Source organism: Chryseolinea soli, from assembly GCF_003589925.1.
GTDB lineage: Bacteria > Bacteroidota > Bacteroidia > Cytophagales > Cyclobacteriaceae > Chryseolinea > Chryseolinea soli.
Map to the genome: position 1 here is coordinate 5,567,341 of NZ_CP032382.1, position 17,262 is coordinate 5,584,602.

The 17,262-nt window shown below is 53.2% G+C and carries 8 protein-coding genes; 6 read left to right on the plus strand and 2 right to left on the minus strand.

Annotation, left to right across the window (positions count from 1 at the left end; all coding sequences use genetic code 11):
- Positions 1 to 83: 83 nt before the first annotated feature.
- Complete coding sequence (locus tag D4L85_RS23510; RefSeq protein WP_119756607.1) at positions 84 to 3,380, plus strand: immunoglobulin domain-containing protein; 3,297 nt, start codon at positions 84 to 86, stop codon at positions 3,378 to 3,380.
- 171 nt (positions 3,381 to 3,551) lie between these two features.
- Positions 3,552 to 6,467: an IPT/TIG domain-containing protein gene (locus D4L85_RS23515; RefSeq protein ID WP_119756608.1), complete on the plus strand. Its 2,916-nt coding sequence runs from the start codon at positions 3,552 to 3,554 to the stop codon at positions 6,465 to 6,467.
- 11 nt (positions 6,468 to 6,478) lie between these two features.
- Here D4L85_RS23515 and D4L85_RS23520 read toward each other — a convergent pair whose 3' ends face one another.
- Both D4L85_RS23520 and D4L85_RS23525 read right to left on the minus strand, forming a co-directional pair.
- Positions 6,479 to 7,405 carry a porin family protein gene (locus D4L85_RS23520; RefSeq protein ID WP_119756609.1) on the minus strand — a complete coding sequence of 309 codons (927 nt, stop codon included), beginning with the start codon at positions 7,403 to 7,405 and terminating at the stop codon, positions 6,479 to 6,481.
- Positions 7,405 to 8,256: a hypothetical protein gene (locus D4L85_RS23525; RefSeq protein WP_119756610.1), complete on the minus strand. Its 852-nt coding sequence runs from the start codon at positions 8,254 to 8,256 to the stop codon at positions 7,405 to 7,407. Before D4L85_RS23525 ends, D4L85_RS23520 begins: the two co-directional genes overlap by 1 nt.
- Positions 8,257 to 8,382: 126 nt before the next feature.
- Between D4L85_RS23525 and D4L85_RS23530 the strand changes: the two genes are divergently transcribed.
- The 4 genes from D4L85_RS23530 to D4L85_RS23545 all read left to right on the plus strand — a co-directional run bounded on the left by D4L85_RS23530 (position 8,383) and on the right by D4L85_RS23545 (position 17,058).
- On the plus strand, positions 8,383 to 9,195 hold the full coding sequence (locus D4L85_RS23530) for a caspase family protein (protein WP_119756611.1): 813 nt from the start codon (positions 8,383 to 8,385) through the stop codon (positions 9,193 to 9,195).
- 2,171 nt (positions 9,196 to 11,366) lie between these two features.
- Positions 11,367 to 14,963, plus strand: coding sequence for an Ig-like domain-containing protein (locus tag D4L85_RS23535; RefSeq protein ID WP_160143947.1), 3,597 nt, complete (start codon positions 11,367 to 11,369; stop codon positions 14,961 to 14,963).
- Positions 14,963 to 15,163 carry a hypothetical protein gene (locus D4L85_RS23540; RefSeq protein ID WP_119756613.1) on the plus strand — a complete coding sequence of 67 codons (201 nt, stop codon included), beginning with the start codon at positions 14,963 to 14,965 and terminating at the stop codon, positions 15,161 to 15,163. Before D4L85_RS23535 ends, D4L85_RS23540 begins: the two co-directional genes overlap by 1 nt.
- The gene (locus D4L85_RS23545; RefSeq protein WP_119756614.1) at positions 15,160 to 17,058 is read left to right on the plus strand and encodes a polysaccharide biosynthesis protein; all 1,899 of its coding nucleotides are present in this window, start codon (positions 15,160 to 15,162) and stop codon (positions 17,056 to 17,058) included. Before D4L85_RS23540 ends, D4L85_RS23545 begins: the two co-directional genes overlap by 4 nt.
- Positions 17,059 to 17,262: the final 204 nt, after the last annotated feature.

Genomic DNA, 17,262 nt, shown 5'->3' on the forward strand with positions numbered 1-17,262 from the left:
CCGCTTCCAATATAATTTCTCCCAAACATTGTTTGCCTCCAATTATTCCCTAACTTCGGATGTTGTCTATTGCTTGATCTTACATGAGAACCCTCCTCTTTGTTATTTCGGCATTTCTATGCTTGCCTGGTTACGGGCAGTTCTACCAGTCGTGTATCGACGTACCCACGTATACGGACGACGGCTCCAATCACAATAATATCCGAAACAGTATCGTGAGGAATGCCACGGGCGATATGGCGATGGTGGGCAATTTGAAGATGTACAAGCTCACAAAAGCCGGGGTGGTAAGTTGGTCGAAGGACCTCACGCTGAGCGTGCGCGATTTTGAAGTCGACAACAGTGGCAATGTGTTGGCCATTCACAACCAGGACCTAAGCATCATCAAATACGCTTCCGCCAATGGTGCTAAGGCGTGGGAAAATACATTTACTTCGGTTGCCCTCATTGACGCAGTTCCCGATAACAACGGAAACGTCTATGCTACCGGCTATGATTATGGAAATGACGAGCTCTACATAGCAAAATATGATCCCGCCACCGGTGCTGATCTGTGGCAGGGAGTGTCATTGGTATCTTTGCCGAACTACAACGGTCAGTCGATTGCCGTATCCTCGACAGGCGACGTGTATATTCTTGCCTATAATTTTGGCACCACCCAGTATAAACTTATTAAGTATTCATCAGCAGGAGCGCTGCAATGGCAGATCGACTATAATAACAACCTGAACATAGGCGGGGTCAAGGTTGGTCCGGATGGGAATGCCTACATCACCGCTGCCGACTTTAATTCCTCTCGCTTGATTAAGGTACGAGCATCCGACGGTGCCATCCTCGAAAATGAACTTTTCGACCTGGGCAAGATCATCGTGGCGTTCCGCGGTAACGATTTTGTTGTTGTCGGACAAAATGGAAGCGGCAACTATGCCTTGGTCAATTACCCTAGCACTTTTCCGACGCCTACGGCGGCTGACTACATCGACACGTTCAGCGCTTTCGACATCGACTATCCGTACGTGTCCATTAATATAGAAGCCGACGGCACAGCGGGTCTTGTTTTCTCCATTCAGGACTTTATAGAAACGAGTACGCTGATCCGGTATTCGCCTACCGGAGATAAACTTACCCCCCAGGTAGTTCTCCCTACCTTTGTTACAGGCGCAGTCCTGGATAGCAATGGAGACTATATCATACCAACCCGGCAGCAATGCGTCAAACGCCTCACGTCTTGTGACAAACTCGCCATCACCATCATCACACCACCCCAAAGCCAAAAAGTCTGCGCGGGTAGTACGGTTCAGTTTACGGTAGCCGCCACAGGAACGGGGTTGTTGTATCAATGGAAAAAAGGCGCCGACTTGTTGGCCAACGGTGGCCATATTTCGGGAGCGACCACGGCAACACTCACCATCACCGGTGCAGATAACGTGAACGACGGCGGTTCCTACACCTGCACGATCTATGATGGCTGCAATCATACGAAAACGACAACGGCCGTCACGCTGACCTTTGTGGACGGCCCGATCATCACCGGTCAGCCCACTGCTGTTGAAGCGTGCGCCGGATCCAATATCAATTTCACGATTACGGCCACAGGCCAGAATGTGAAATACCAATGGAAAAAAGGAGGCGTGGCCCTGGTGGACAACACCTTGATCACCGGCGCTAAAACGGCCAACCTAGGTCTGAAAACCATTGCCGCGACGGATGCCGGCTTATATACCTGCGACGTAACGTCCGATTGTTTTGCAACCCCCATCACCAGTCAAAGCGCGTCACTGACCGTCTTCCTGCCCGCATCGGTCATCACACCGCCACCCGCCACGGCCGCGGCATGCGCGGGCAACGACCTCTCGATCACGCTGGTGGCCAGCGGTGCCAACCTCACGTATCAATGGCGCAAGGGGGCGAACAATCTTGTGGAAAGTGGTACGGTGGTAGGCACAAAAACCAACACGCTCACCCTAAAGCAACTGGCGGCGGGCGATGTGGGCCAATATTCCTGTGTGATCACCGGCATGTGTGGCAATCCGGCCACGTCGTCGGCCACGACCGTGAGCATTAGTACACCTTCACAGATCACTTCGCAACCAGTGTCCAAGTCGGTTTGCACGGGGACCAACGTTTCCTTCAGCATCACCGCTTCGGGTCCGTCGCTGACGTATACCTGGCGAAAAGGAAATACAGTAGTCAACAACGGAGGCAAATATAGCGGGGCCACCACGGCCACGCTCACCATTACCGGTGCCACAGAACTGGAAGCAGGCGCTTATACCTGTACCATCAACAATCCCTGCGGCAGTGAAATTGCTTCCTCCGCGGCACAGCTCAACATTGATCCCGCCCCGTCGATTGTTTCCCAATCCGGCAATACTGCATTGTGCGAAGGCGATGTGGGCAGAATTTCGGTGACGACAGGCACAGGAAACTTCCAGTTCCAATGGAAGAAAGACGGCGTAGTGCTCACCGACGGAATGGCCCATACGGGGACAACAACGGACGAGCTACTGATCATCTCCGCCTCGACTGCCGACGCGGGCGTATACACCTGCGAAGTGAAATCCGGATGTGGCAACCCGATCAACTCGACGGGCATCACGGTTGCCGTGAGCAACGGAACCCAGATCGTCTCGCAAACCACCGACTTGAAAACATGCCAGGACGACAAACTTACGCTCTCCGTGACTGCAAGCGGCAACGGATTGACCTATAGCTGGAAAAAGAACGGCTCGCTCTTGTCCGACGCGGGCACCATCAGTGGCTCAAAGACCGCCACACTCACCATCCAACACATCTCACCCCTGGATGAAGGCCGATACACCTGCGAAGTGACCGGCACATGCAAAGGCACGGCCATCAGCGATGGCATCGACGTAGACATCGATCCGAAACCCAACCTGGTGCTGGCTACCGACATAGATTGCAAAAGCTTCCAGCCCGTGTGGTCCGAATTGGTCACCGATACCAACTTCACCGAGGGCGAATACACGCTTTTCAAAAAAGGCAGCACCACACCCCTCGGCCTCATGGACATCGACGGCCTTGGTGAATACCTGATCGTAAAGAACACCGGCACCTGCGCCGACACGGTGATCTGGAACAACACCTGCGTCATCACCGGAACCGAAAGCACGTTCTCTTCCCACGTCAGCGTAGCACCCAACCCCAGCAACGGCCTGTTCAAAATTCAAAACCTCGCCAGACCCTTACCTTTCGAACTCTATAACGCCCAAGGAAAATTGGTGCTATCGGCCAAAGAACCCCGTGCAGATGGATTTGTAGATGCCCAGCACCTGAGCGACGGATTGTATTTACTTTCGATCCAGAATGAAAGCGGGAAGGGGGAGACGCTGCGGGTCATTATTAGTAAGGAGCAGTAAGATCAGGAGCCAGAATCAGTAGCCAGTAGTCAGGAGCCAATATCTAGTCAGTAGAAAAAGGAATTTGAAGTCGTCGCGTCTTTGTCGTACTGGGGCGTGACGTCAAGGCAATAGCCATAAATTGTAAACGGCTCCTGGCTCCTGACTACAAGGCTTATAACCGAATATAGAATGAAACGGATCTTACGCGCTGTCCAAATGGCCGTCCTGGCCCTGTTATTGGTCTGGGTTGATGGTTGTATTCGGGATGAGGTTTTGTTGCCTCCGGAAATTACTTCTGTCAGTAAGACGTCGGCGCCGTCCGGGGAGATCGTGACGATCAATGGTAATAATTTCGATGGATCGCTGCAGGTGTTGGTTGACAATGGGGTCATCAGTACAGCCGGTACGCCGACGCGGACGGAGGCGCAGTTCATTGTTCCGTTCCGAACGCAACCAGAAGAAGTTTCCCTCACGGTTAAAACAAAATATGGGGCCTCGCAGCCAAAGGCCTTCACGGTGTTGCCGCCTGTTCCTATCATTCGCACGTTGAAACCTAACCGTTCGGGTATTGGCACGCTCGTTAAGATTGCTGGTAGTTATTTTACCAACGTGTCGGCTGTTAGGTTCAAGTCGTCCGACCAGGAAACGGAGCGAGATGCGGTCTTTACCGTTGCCGGCGATACTATTCTGGTGACCGTACCTGCGGGGCTGTTGCCGGATGCAGCCGATATCAAGGTCACCTCAGCCAGCGGCGTGTCAGAGCCCGCGGCTTTCCTGGTGTTGATGGCGCCTAAAATTATTTCATTCACGCCCGACAACGGCGCTGCTGGGAAAGTGATCAAACTGGAAGGGGAAAATCTTTCGGACGCACAAAAAGTGACCTTCGGGCCGATCCTGGAGGCAGAGATCATCACCGACGCGCCCGAATCCATCACGGTGCGGGTACCCGACGGTGCGCCTACCGATACGATCTACGTATACACACCCGGAGGAAAAGGGAAGACGCCGAAAAAGTTTTCCGCCATCCCCGGGCCCGCTATTCAGACCATAGACAAGACCACGGGGGGAGTGGGCACTGACGTGCTTATCACCGGATTGAATTTTACGGGAGCATTCGAATTGAAATTCGGTACCACACCCGCACAGATCGTATCCAATGATGGCACGAAGATCAAAACTAAAGTGCCCATAGGCGGAAGCAGCGGGAAAATATCCGTGACCACGCCGGCCGGCACAGCGCTATCGACGACCGACTTCCTGGTGCAGGGTGCACCGCTCATTTCGAAGTTCGACCCGCCCTCGGGGGTGACGGGAACGCAGATCGTTCTGACGGGGATGAACCTGGCCTCGATCACGTCGGCGAAAGTGGCATTGAAAGACCTGAAGATCGTGAGCAAGACCGACACCGAGGTGACCGTGGAAGTATTGGCCGGCACCGTGACCGGGAAGATCTCTGTGCAGACCCCGGGCGGTACGTTTGAAACCACGGATCTCTTCACCGTGCTCGGTGCGCCGCAGATCACGGCTGTCAATCCCAGCTCGGGCATCGTCGGAACGGTGGTCACCATCACCGGTATCAATTTGCCGAGTTCGCCTTATGTGCGCTTCACGAATAATATTCAGGCCACCACGATTTTAAAATCGTTGTCGACACAGATCATTTGCCAGGTGCCGCAGGGAGCGTCCACGGGTAAGATCAATGTGAATGGTGCGTTGAGCTTGACGGATTTTGTTTTGAATGTGAAGCCGATCATCACGTCGTTCACACCGGCAAAAGGAGGGGTGGACACGCAGGTCACCATCAACGGTTCTTATCTTACGGGCGCTACCGTAAAGTTCGCGAATAACTTAACCGCCACGAAAGTTGGTGCCGGAACAGACAATCAGGTGATAGTGAAAGTGCCTGCCGGGGCAGTGACCGGCGCCATCAGCGTGACCACCACACCGGGTACAACAAATACGGCCAGTAAGTTTGAAATACTCTCCCCGCCATCGATCACATCGTTCAATCCCACGGGTGGTGTTTCAGGGACCAGTGTGACCATCACCGGCACTAATCTCCAGCACAATCCAACGGTTCAGTTCTTCAACGGGGTAAACGCAACGGTCAAATCCGTATCGGCCACGCAATTGGTGGTGCAGGTTCCGGCGGGGGCGTCCACGGGGAGGATCAGCGTGACGACCGATGCTGTGCAAACTGCGGTGGCGTCGGCCACAGACTTTACGATCGTGGGGAAACCTTCTATCACCAGCATCTCGCCGGCGAGCGGAACGGTGGGGCAGCCGATCACGGTCAACGGTACGAATTTTACAAACCCCATAACCGTCATCGTCAACGGTACGTCTGTAGCGGGAACATGGGTGAGTAACAATGTGGTGAAGGTGAACGTGCCGGTCAACAGCACGGTGAACAAGAGCGTGAACGTGAGCGTGAAGACCGCTGCCGACTATTCCAATAATTATCCTTTCCTGCTCTTGGCCGAGCCGGCCACGGCGCAGCTCAAACTAAAACCGAACAACAACCCCGTGGATTGGCCCGTCTTGCTGGAAGGACCCAACCTGGGCACCGTTACGCGGATCACGCTAAACGGAAAAGTGATCACCCCCAATTTTCGGCAAGCCAACGCGATCACGTTCGTGGTCCCCAACGACATCGGCTCGACCGGCGCCATGACACTACGGTTGTTCTACACGTCCGACATTTCAACGTCGTATAAAGTCGACCTTAACTTCACCGTCCTGAATGCACCGCCGCCGGGTCCCATTCCGCCACCCATCATCATCCTTCCGCCGCCGCCCCCGGTTAACCTGACGACCAACATCGATGCCGATTGGTCTGTGGCCTTCAATGAAAACAATGACACCGATGGCTTCTATTGGGAGTCTACTGTAAGGCTGGACACCGATCAGGACTTTCAGGTGGCGGGCACCATTTCCAGCAGCGACGCAACGGGAAGTTTTGCCAGCGGCTATCTCACGCTCACCATCAATGGCGACACCTACGATGGCCAGTTCTACAACAACAACATCTATCTCACCAGCCGCACTACCGGGCGGCAGCTTGTGCTGGGAAGCAGCCCGTGTAGTACACCGGATTGTAAATAACGGCAAGCCTATCAGAAGACATAACGAAGACACACATTGGCCCCGCTCCATTTGCCGTAGTTGCGCGCCATCAACGTGCCGGTATAGCTGGCGTTGACAAAGAACCGCTTGCTAAAAAGGTGCTGATAGCCCAGGCCGTATTGCGCGAAGTCGCTGTCGGCCCCTTCGCTGATCTTGCTAATGTCAATGTTGGTCCAACTGTAGGAGAGGGTGCCAAACAGCAGGTCCTTGCGTGTGAGCACATAACTCAGTGAAACGCTTATCGGAAGATAAAATTCGGTCTTGGCTCCGGTCTCGCTGTTGGCGGAAGGAAATGCCAGGGCAAAGTTGAGTTGTGAAAAGAAGCCGAGCTTGTCGGTGAAGTACTTGTAAAAGAAGAACGTGTTTCCCCAGTTCACCTTGCTGCTGCCCAAAGCGACCTGATTTTCTTTCGGGCCCACTGGCAGCCACACATAGCTTTGATACGTAAAATTGCGAATCCTCCGAAACGGTTGGAAGCGGAGGCGCGGGCCCACATAGGATACGGCTGTCTTGTTGCCCGGATTGTCCTGGAACAACGAGAGCACTTTGCTGCTTTTATCGATGTCGTACCGGTAAGCCCTGAAATTAACATCCACCCCAAGGTTGACACGACGGTTGCGCGAAAGGCCGTAGTTGACCTGGAACAGCGAATTGAATAGTAACTGTTTGCCCGTCAGGTTGGCGTTGGTGCCGTTTTTGTCATTGAACTGTGTGCTGGTGAGAAAGGTGTTGAAGGAGTACAATTCCAGCTCGCCCTTTTTCACCAGGATGGCCGATGCGGTAGGATTGATCACCAACAGGTTGTCGAGCGAATCGCGCATGTGCAGGAGCTTGTCCTGGTCGATTTCCTGGGCTTGGCTGCACCATGTGGTCAGCACGAGGGCGAACAGAAGGAGAGGGGTGACGCGGGTTTTCATTATCGGTTGGAGAGGGTGTACAAGATCCGGTTGGCCCGCCGTTCCAATTCCTGGATACGCTTGTCCAGCTGGCCGGTATTTTGGTAGATGCTCATCAACACCTTCTCCTTCGCGTCGCGTTCGTTCTTGCGTCCGGCTATTTTGCCGAGGTTGATGTCATTGATCGTAGACAAAGCGCTGTTCAGTTCGAGCACGTTGGCCGAGTGCAGTTCACCCAGGGCATAGTCGAAAAGGTAGCGCACGTCGTTATACAGGGCTTCGTTATTCCAGTAGAGCAGCACTTCCTTTTCGTAGGACATGCGGTCGTTGTTGAGCTTGTTAAAGGCCGTGTTGTAGTTGATAACCGCGTCGGTGAGTTGGCGCAGCATCAGGTTGTCTTCAAACATCGTGTCGTTGCTTTTGCGGAAAGCGATCACCAGGTCTTTGGCTTCGATGATAAAACTGCCCAGCGCCGACGACATCTCGGCATAGACGGCCGATTTTTTTTCTTCCGGCGATGCGGCCGTCACTACGGGGCCGGTGGCGGTCGAGGCCGAGGGGTTCATGTCGTTCAAGACGAGCGCCCGTATTTCGAACGACACCTTGCCCGTCAGTTTAGGGCGGTCTTTCAAGACATCCCAGATAACCGTTTTCTGCCCATTGCCCTGCACGTGATCGCCCGCCCCATTCCCGGAGAGACTGACCAGCCCAGTCTTGAAGTCGTCGTCGGAGCAATAGAGGTTCACTTCCAGGTGCTGGTTGGAGGCGAGGCCGTTCACGGTGTAGGTGAGCAAGACCTTCTGCCGGAAGGCTTCGTGTTTGATGTCGCCGATGATCTGGGCATGCAGGGGTATACCAAAAGCCGTTATCAAAACAAGTACCTGTAAAAAGGGAGATAGGGATAATAAACCAGGAGGGAGCGGCTTTAAAATGAGAGAGAGGGATTTCATGAAAGGAAGATATTATTGTAATTTAACAAAAACGACGCGACCCTTCCAATGAAAAAGCTTTTTGTTCTCCTGCTGTTGAGCGCCTTGGTGTGGCCCGCCGCAGCGCAGCAAGTTATCAAGGCAAAAAGCGGGGAGCAAGCCTACAACATCCAGGCCGATACAGCGCATAACGCCACCGCTAAAGCGGCAGAGCGCAAGATCGCCCTCGTCATTGGCAACAAGGGTTACAAGATCTCGCCCCTGGCAAACGCCGTGAACGACGCCAACGATCTGGCTGAGCTATTGAAACAAAAGAATTTCGACGTCACCAAGGTCATCGACGGCACCCGCCTGGAGATGCGCAACGCCGTGCGGCAGTTCACGGAAAAGATCGCCCAGGGTGGGGTTGGGCTGTTCTATTATTCCGGGCATGGCGTCCAGGTGGATGGCGACAACTTCCTGGTGCCCATCGACGCTTCGTTTGAGTATAAAGAAGAGGTACCCGATGTGTGTGTTAGCGTGTCGTCCATTCTGAGGTTTATGGAGTCGTCGAACAACCGTCTGAACATCATGATCTTGGATGCATGCCGGAACAGTCCCTTCAAATCGTTCTCGCGTTCCGGTGAAAAAGGCATGGTAAGGGTGGAGGCACCGACCGGGTCCATCGTGGCCTATTCCACGGCCCCGGGCAAGACCGCGTCCGATGGCACGGACCGGAATGGGCTTTACACGGCCAAGTTGATGAAATACATGAACGTGCCCGGTTTGAAGATCGAGGACATCTTCAAGCAAGTGCGGATCGAAGTGAGCAACGAATCGGGGAACCGCCAAGTGCCCTGGGAAAGCAACTCGTTGATGGGCGACTTCTATTTCACCCCCTGAAACGCTGGTTTGGGATGGCGATACGGCTTAAATGCAGGCTTTGGATGGTCAATTATGCCGGATTTGACCCGCCAGACCCTTTATTTACCACCCATCAGGGATTTCTTTCAATGCGATGGGCCGGGTTATAAAGCGTTTCAAAGCGAATTTTAAAGTTTGTGAGGGACTCGATTACAACATATCTTTACTTAAGGTAATTATCTCCCCCATGCCGTCAGAAATTCTTTTTAAAAGAAGATGTTTTCGCCTCAAAATCTCTGGGTAGCGCAAACTTGTAAGGTAATTGTGTGTTATGAAAGAATTTCAGATGCATCCCTGCGCGAAGCCGACGCGAAATCAGGGAAAGTTTTCCACAGGAAGGTTACGATTTTGATTTTAAAAGTATGGAATCGGGTGAAGCGGAGCAGTTTGAGGACTTCATGTAAATTTCATTACTTTTGCAGCAAAGTTTTCCCGGCCAGGTAGAGGGGGACGTAATTTTTTACTTCCTTTTTGCAAAGCCGGGTTACCGCTGGGTTAGGTTGGGGAAAGCCCTCTGGGATCCAGTGACCAGACTTAAACGAACTATTGAAAGACGTCTATATTAGGATATGATGAAAAGGACTTTACTACTTATTGGTGCCATAGGATTTGTTGTGATGGATTTGTGGGGGCAGGCCTCCGGCGATTATCGAAGCGCAGGCACGGGTCCTTGGAGTACGGCAGGAACATGGGAGACTTTTAACGGCACGAGTTGGGTAGTGGCCGGGGCCAGCCCGACCAGCGCAAACGGTGTAATAACTATCCGGAGCCCGCACGTGGTGACTGTTACGGCAAACGTGACAATTGATCAGACGGTTGTTGACGCTGGGGGTACAGTGACAATCAACGCAGGTGTCATCGTGACCCTTGCGAATGGTTCAGGCACCGAAGTAACGTTAAACGGAGTGCTAAATAACAATGGGACACTGGCATTTACGTCGGCAATCCCAAACCGTACGGTGCTGGTTTCTGGCACTGTTAACAATAATGGCGCCTTCACCAATGTTTCCGCTTCAAAACTAACGTTTGGAGCCGGTTCAAATTATTTTCACCTATTTACCGATGCTGGAACGATACCGACATCAACATGGAATGCAACGTCGACTTTAAATATCGTTGGATATGCGTCTGGAGGGTCGACTCCCCCCACTGGACTTAATCAAGCGTTTGGGAATTTCATTTGGAATTCGCCCAATCAAGATGCCACGGTGAACCTCAACGGTCAGCCTATTACCGTCGTTGGCAATTTCAGGGTGCTGAGCACAGGGATAGATGCGTTATATCATTCACTGGGCGCCGGAGGAAACCTTTCTATTGGTGGCTCCTTTGAAGTATCGGATGCCGCTTTTGGCTTTGCTAGCGGAACAACGGGTAATCTGACCATAAACGGAGACATACATGTGCATGGAAACGACGGGTATGCTCAACTCGCTGATGATCAAAACTTACATCTCATTTGCAACGGCAATTTTCTGCTCGAGGATAACGCCATTATAGATTTTTCGGCAACCTCAGCGGTAACAACATTTGATCTGAAAGGAAACTATACTCAGACAGGGGGATCAATATATAGCAGTGGTGCAGATACAAATCTAAATTTCATAGGGTCCACCGCCCAAGTATACACATCTGTCTTAACGCCTGCAGGAGGAGCAATAAACTATAGTATCGCGAATGGCGCGACCTTGTCATTGCCCGGAGTTAACTTTCTCGGAGGATCGGGAACATTCTCCCTGCTTGCAGGAGGAACGTTACAGGTAGGTTCAACGCAAGCCTTGGGAGCCATACAACCCGGCCCCTTTAGCGGTAACCTTCAAGTGAGTGGTACCAGAACCTATGCGTCGGGATCGACTATCGTCTACAATGGAACCGCGGCCCAGTTCATTGGATCAGGACACCCCTCCAGCGTCTCTACCCAAATAGCAAACTCGAGTGGTGTTTCATTGGCTTCTGACGTGACTTTTAGCGGGTCTTTGACTTTGGTCTCCGGGAATTTATCAGTTCAAGGCAATACGCTTACCATCGGGGGAGATTTCGTTCCAGGTACTAGTTCTATCGCGGTACTTCCAACATCAAGTATTTCAATTACTGGAAATGGAACCTTTCCCTCCAATCCAGGCGGAACAATTCCCCTTACTGGCGCAGCGCCATTGACCATCAACAATTTCACCCTCAACCGCAGCAGCGGAAGAGTTTATGTATTTGATGACTTGATCGTAAACGGCACTACCACGCTAACAAACGGCGTCCTGGATATCCGTGGATTTTTGTTCACCATGAACGGAAACATCGCCCTCAGTGGCGGCCAGTTCGCTGTCAACGAGTTTGCACGACTGCAGGTCACCGGAACAGGTACGATCTCCGGTAACGCGAACTTTACGAATGAAAGCGCTGGCGGACTCCCTATGCTGGCGATTGCCATGAACCGTCCCAGTTCAACCTTTACGATTGGTTCAAACCTCGATCTGAGTATTCTGAACCTGGTGGTTGGAGCATTCGCTCCCTCCGGTACTTTCCGTATGGGAACGGGCGGTACGATCACCCGTACAGACGGCACGATGACCACTGCGCCCGGAGCCGTCTCCAGTTACAATGTGGTCTACAATGGTTCATCCAGCATCAGCACAGGACCCGAATTACCATACAATCCAAACACCACCAGGCTCACGGATTTGACCAACCAGGGCGCCGGTACCATCACCCTTTCTCAGCCGACAACCATTAACGGAACGCTCACGCTCACCAACGGAACGTTCAACGCCGGGTCCAATGCCGTGACATTCAAAGGGAACATTGTGAGCAATGCGTCGGGTATCTTCACATCAAGTCCTGTAGTATTTGACGGCACCTCGGCGATCAGCGGCTCAATTCCCTTGACCTTGGGAGCGTTCCAAGTCAATACTTCCCATTCCTTGAATTTGGGAACAGGAACCACCGTGAACATTGCTGGCAATGTGACCAACAACGGATCCATTTACGGAGGCACCAGCACAGCCATATTCAATGGCACTACCACGCTGACCAACACCAACGACGCCCTGTTGCTCGGACGGTTCAACAACGTTCAGATCACCGGCGCGCTTACCCTGTCAATAACCGATTTTATTGAACCTGTCCCGGACTCCGCACTCTACCGTATTAAAGTCTCCGGCGATTGGACCGTGACCGGCGGTACGTTTACAGCCGGTGTGAGCCGTGTTGATTTTAATGGAACCGGAGCACAGGCCATCACTTCGGGCGGACAGAATTTTTATTCAACCTATTTCCTCGGTTCCGGGGTAGCCACGTTGGGCAGTGCCCTGACCGCGACAAACGATATCATGGTCAGCTCGACCTCCAGCCTGGATGTTTCTACAAACAATTACCAGGTCGCAGTCGCCGAAGATTTTGTTGTCGATGGCACCTATACGGCACGCCAGGGTACACTGTTGCTCAATGGTATTGGCCGGCCTCAATCGATCACCCGGACCACGGGTTCCGGACCGATCCACTTGTATAACCTGCAGGTGAACAAAACCGGCGCAGTAGCCGCCGTCACCGTCCTGACGAACGTAGACGTTGAACACTTCCTCACGGTAACTTCGGCCACCACGGTGAACGCCGGTACCAACCTGCTTCGCTTGTTGTCCACCGCAGCCGCCACGGCGCGGGTCACAGCATTGGGTGCGGGTGCCGTCATCAACGGTTCAGTAATCGTTCAGCGTCATATGCCGAACACCGCCGGCGCGAACAGCTTCCGCTACTTGTCTGCCCCTGTAACGGGCACTACCGTTGCGGACTGGCGTAGCGAAATTCCCATCACGTCCATCTTCTATTACGACGAGACCTTTAATACGGGCTCTTCTTCGCTCGAAGCACGCTACCGGTCATACTCGCTCACCGGTGCCCTCACACCCCAGGGACGCGGCTATTCAGCCAAGGTGAACAGCACGGCGGCACAGATCTTCGATTCCCGTGGTACACTTGGACAAGGCGCCGTGCCGGTCAACGTGACGGCACATTCGGCAGGTGGGCTTGATGGTTGGAACCTTATCGGTAACCCGTATCCCTCGGCCATCGACTGGAACCAGGTAACGGTGCCTACGGGGTTGAACAATGCGATTTATATCACCGACAACTTTAATAATAGCGGCCAGGGCACCGGATTGAAATACGTATCCTACGTGGATGGCGTACCGAGTGTACAAGGCTATGCAGGGATCATTGCACAAGGCCAGGCCTTCTGGGTGCGGGCGACAGCGCCCGCTACGGTGACGTTCCAGGAAGACGATAAGACCACTACCGCGGCACAATTCTTCCGTGAAGACAGCGCGGCACTGGTCCTCCCTAATATTCTGCGCATCAAAATGGCCGGCAACGGCCTGCAGGACGAGACCGTGTTGCGTTTGCACGAACCGGCTACCGACGGGTTCGATCCGAAATACGATGCCTACAAATTGATGAACAGCGCGCTTAGCCTCATGACGAGGGCCGGCGACAACCAGTACCTTTCCATCAACTCCTTGGCAAGCCTGGATTGCGATAAGAGTATCCCCGTGTCTGTGGTGGGCGCTGTGAAGGGAAGCTACCAGATGTCATTCGCTGGCTTGGAGACCTTCAACGCCAACCTGAACTTCTACTTGGTGGATTCGCTGCTCAACACTTCGGTGAACATCCGCGATGCGGCGAGCTATAGTTTTACAGTTTCTGCTACGGACTTACCCAACCTTTGGAAACGTTTTTACGTCACGGTGGGCAAAGCTGCGGTGAAAACAGATTTGAAGACCCAGGGTGAAAGCATTTGCGTCGACAATACATTGGCTACGGTAACGCTGGAGCAATCACAGGCTGACGTACTGTATGCGATCACCTACAACGGCCAGACCACGGACTATGTGAAAGGTAATGGCAGTACACTCGCCTTGCCTGTGAGCACGTCCCTGTTGACCGCCGGCGACAATGAACTGACCATCCTGGCGAAGTCCTCGTCTTGCTTAACCCTGCCTTTACTGGCAAAACCTGTCATCACGGTAGTGAGCAAAGGCGTTGTGGCGAGTACACGTGAAGGAAATACCTGCGACGCGGGAAGCGTGACGCTGACGGCTACGGGTGCTCCTGAATCGGGTTGGTACAACTGGTATGAAGAAGAAACCGACACCACACCGATTGCCGGCCAGCAAGGTGCATCGTTCACCACGCCGGTGATTCCCAAGACCAAAACGTATTTCGTGTCGGTAGTAAATGCCGCCGGATGTGAAGGCGACCGTGTAGCCGTGAAAGCAAACGTGACGAACCTGGATCCCGTAACCTTATCGGGCGAGGGCACCACGCTGATCTCCAGCTATGCGACCGGCAACCAATGGTATCGCGACGGCGTGGCCTTGGAAGGGGCCACCACCAACAAGATCGAGGCCGTGGAAAGCGGTGTCTACACCGTGGAGGTGACGTCGGGCGATTGCAAGACTTCGGCTTCACGCGAAGTGACGATCACGGCCAGTGAAGCAGGTCTGAATGGGTTCGGTGCTGTGACAATCTATCCCAACCCAACCCAGCGCAAGGCGTTGGTGCAGGTTAAAACGACAAACAAGAATGTGATGGCCACGCTGATCAATGCTTCCGGGGTTGACCTGGAGGCGAAAGAGCTGAAAGGTGAAGGCGGCGTGAAGGAGGCGGAATTTGATTTGGGCACAAGCGCCATCGGCGTATACTATGTCCTGATTGTAGATGGTTCGAAAAAGTACACTGAAAAAATCGTTAAAATAAAATAATGAAAGTCCTTCTCGCTAGTATTTCATTACTGTTGCTAACTACGTTATGGGTTTACGGTCAGGTAACGCCACCGGGCGGGGGAGGCCCTCCCGGTAACCCAGTTCCCATCACTGGCCTTGAATACCTGTTGATTGGTGGCGGTGCCTATGGTGTTTCGCGGCTCATGAAAAAAAAGAATAAAAGCGAAGACAAAGATTGATACAGAGAGTATTTAATCAGCTCACGGTGTTGCCTCGCGGGGTAGTGATCCTCATCGACCAGGTGTTGATCCTTTTCTCCGTGAGCCTGGCGTTCCTGTTGCGCTTCAATTTCAACGTCGAGGAGATCCGGAACTTTAATCCGGCGTTGGGCGCCGTGCTTTGTATTGCTGCGGCCTTGTTGTCTACCCTGATCACGAAAAGTTATGCGGGCATCGTTCGGTATACGGGCATCCAGGACGGCCTTCGCATCGTGGGGACCGAATTGCTGAGCCTCACCATCGTGGTGGTGTTCAACCTGTGGTATTTCTATAACTTTGGCAAGAACGTCATTCCGTATTCGGTCGTCTTCATTTCCTTCTTTATCTCGTCGTTGTTGTTGTATCAATACCGGCTGTTGGTAAAGAATGTCTTCACGTATTACAAATCCGATTTTTCCCAACGCATTCCGGTCATCATTTTCGGTGCCGGCGCCGCGGGCTTCCTCACCAAGCAAGCCATCGAGGCCGACGTATCCAGCCTCTACAAGCTGGTGGCCTTTTTGGACGATGATGTGAAGAAAAATAACAAAGAGATCAACGGCACCCGCATTTATCATTCCGATCGCCTTGCAGAGATTGTGAAGCGCCACAAGGCAAAGAAGCTGGTCATCGCTTCCAAGAACCTGAATATCGAACGCAAGAATGAGATCGTGGACATGGCGTTGCAATTTCACCTGAAGGTCAGCTATGTGCCGTCGTTCGAGAAGTGGCTGCGCAACGAGTGGGACATGAAGCAGATCCGCGACATCAACATCGAGGACCTGCTGGGCCGCGAAGTGATCCGGCTGGACAATCCCGCCATCGAAAAAGAAATCGCCAACCGCGTGATCTGCATCACCGGGGCTGCAGGCTCCATCGGGTCAGAGCTGGCCCGCCAGGTGCTCAACTACAAGCCACAAACCCTGGTGCTCATCGACCAGGCCGAGTCGCCCCTCTATGAAATTGAGCGCGAGCTGCGCGCCCGCAACCAACAGACCCGTCTTTTTGTTTTTGTGGCCAGCGTCTGCAACAAGCAACGCATCCACAGCATCTTCCGTGACTTCAAGCCGGAGATCGTCTTTCACGCGGCGGCCTATAAGCACGTGCCCCTCATGGAGAGCAACCCTTCGGAGGCCGTCACCACCAATATTTTTGGCACCCGCCTGCTGGCCGACCTGGCCGTGCTGCACAAGGTGAAAAAATTTGTCATGATCTCGACCGACAAGGCCGTGAACCCCACCAACATCATGGGCTGTTCCAAGCGCATTGCCGAGATCTATGTACAGTCCCTGGACCGTCATAACAGCCGTCTCGGCCTGTCGCGCACCTCGTTTGTGACCACGCGCTTTGGCAACGTGCTGGGCTCTAACGGCTCGGTGATTCCCATCTTCAAAGACCAGATCCTCAAGGGAGGTCCCGTCACCGTGACCCACCCGGAGATCACGCGCTTCTTCATGACCATTCCCGAAGCCTGCGAACTGGTGATCGAAGCCGGCTCGATGGGGCAGGGGGGCGAGATCTTCATCTTCGACATGGGCAAACCGGTCAAGATCTTCGACCTGGCCAAGAAAACCATCCAGCTCTCCGGCAAGGAACTCGGCAAAGACATCGAGATCGTCTTCACGGGTCTCCGCGACGGCGAAAAGCTCTACGAAGAACTTCTCAACGACCACGAGAATACCATTCCCACACACCACGAAAAGATCCTGAAGGCCCAGGTAAGCGAATATCTCCACGAAGAGGTATGTCAGCACCTCGGTTTGCTCGAGGACCTTATGGGCGACAAGAATGAGCTTAAAATGGTGGCGTTGATGAAGGAGATCGTACCGGAGTTTAAGAGCAATTATTCGCGGTTTGAAGTGTTGGATGTCAATTAGCCAGGAGCCAGAATCCAGGAGCCAGGAGCCAGGAGTTCGTATTCGGAATTCGGAATTCAGAATCCAGAATCCAGAATCCAGTAGTCAGTAGTCAGTTACTCAAGGGCGCTAGCCGTGAGCATGGCGTCATGCTTGGTGGATAGTGTCAGGGGTCAGAATCCAGAAGGTAGGAGTTGTGCTGGCGTAAGTGTGCGCCTCTTGCGG

Excerpts from the sequence above, each read along its gene's own strand:
- D4L85_RS23515 (WP_119756608.1), top strand. The coding sequence starts at position 3,552 with ATGAAACGGATCTTACGCGCTGTCCAAATGGCCGTCCTGGCCCTGTTA.
- D4L85_RS23530 (WP_119756611.1), top strand. The coding sequence starts at position 8,383 with ATGAAAAAGCTTTTTGTTCTCCTGCTGTTGAGCGCCTTGGTGTGGCCC.
- D4L85_RS23540 (WP_119756613.1), top strand. The coding sequence starts at position 14,963 with ATGAAAGTCCTTCTCGCTAGTATTTCATTACTGTTGCTAACTACGTTA.
- D4L85_RS23520 (WP_119756609.1), bottom strand. The coding sequence starts at position 7,405 with ATGAAAACCCGCGTCACCCCTCTCCTTCTGTTCGCCCTCGTGCTGACC.
- D4L85_RS23510 (WP_119756607.1), top strand. The coding sequence starts at position 84 with ATGAGAACCCTCCTCTTTGTTATTTCGGCATTTCTATGCTTGCCTGGT.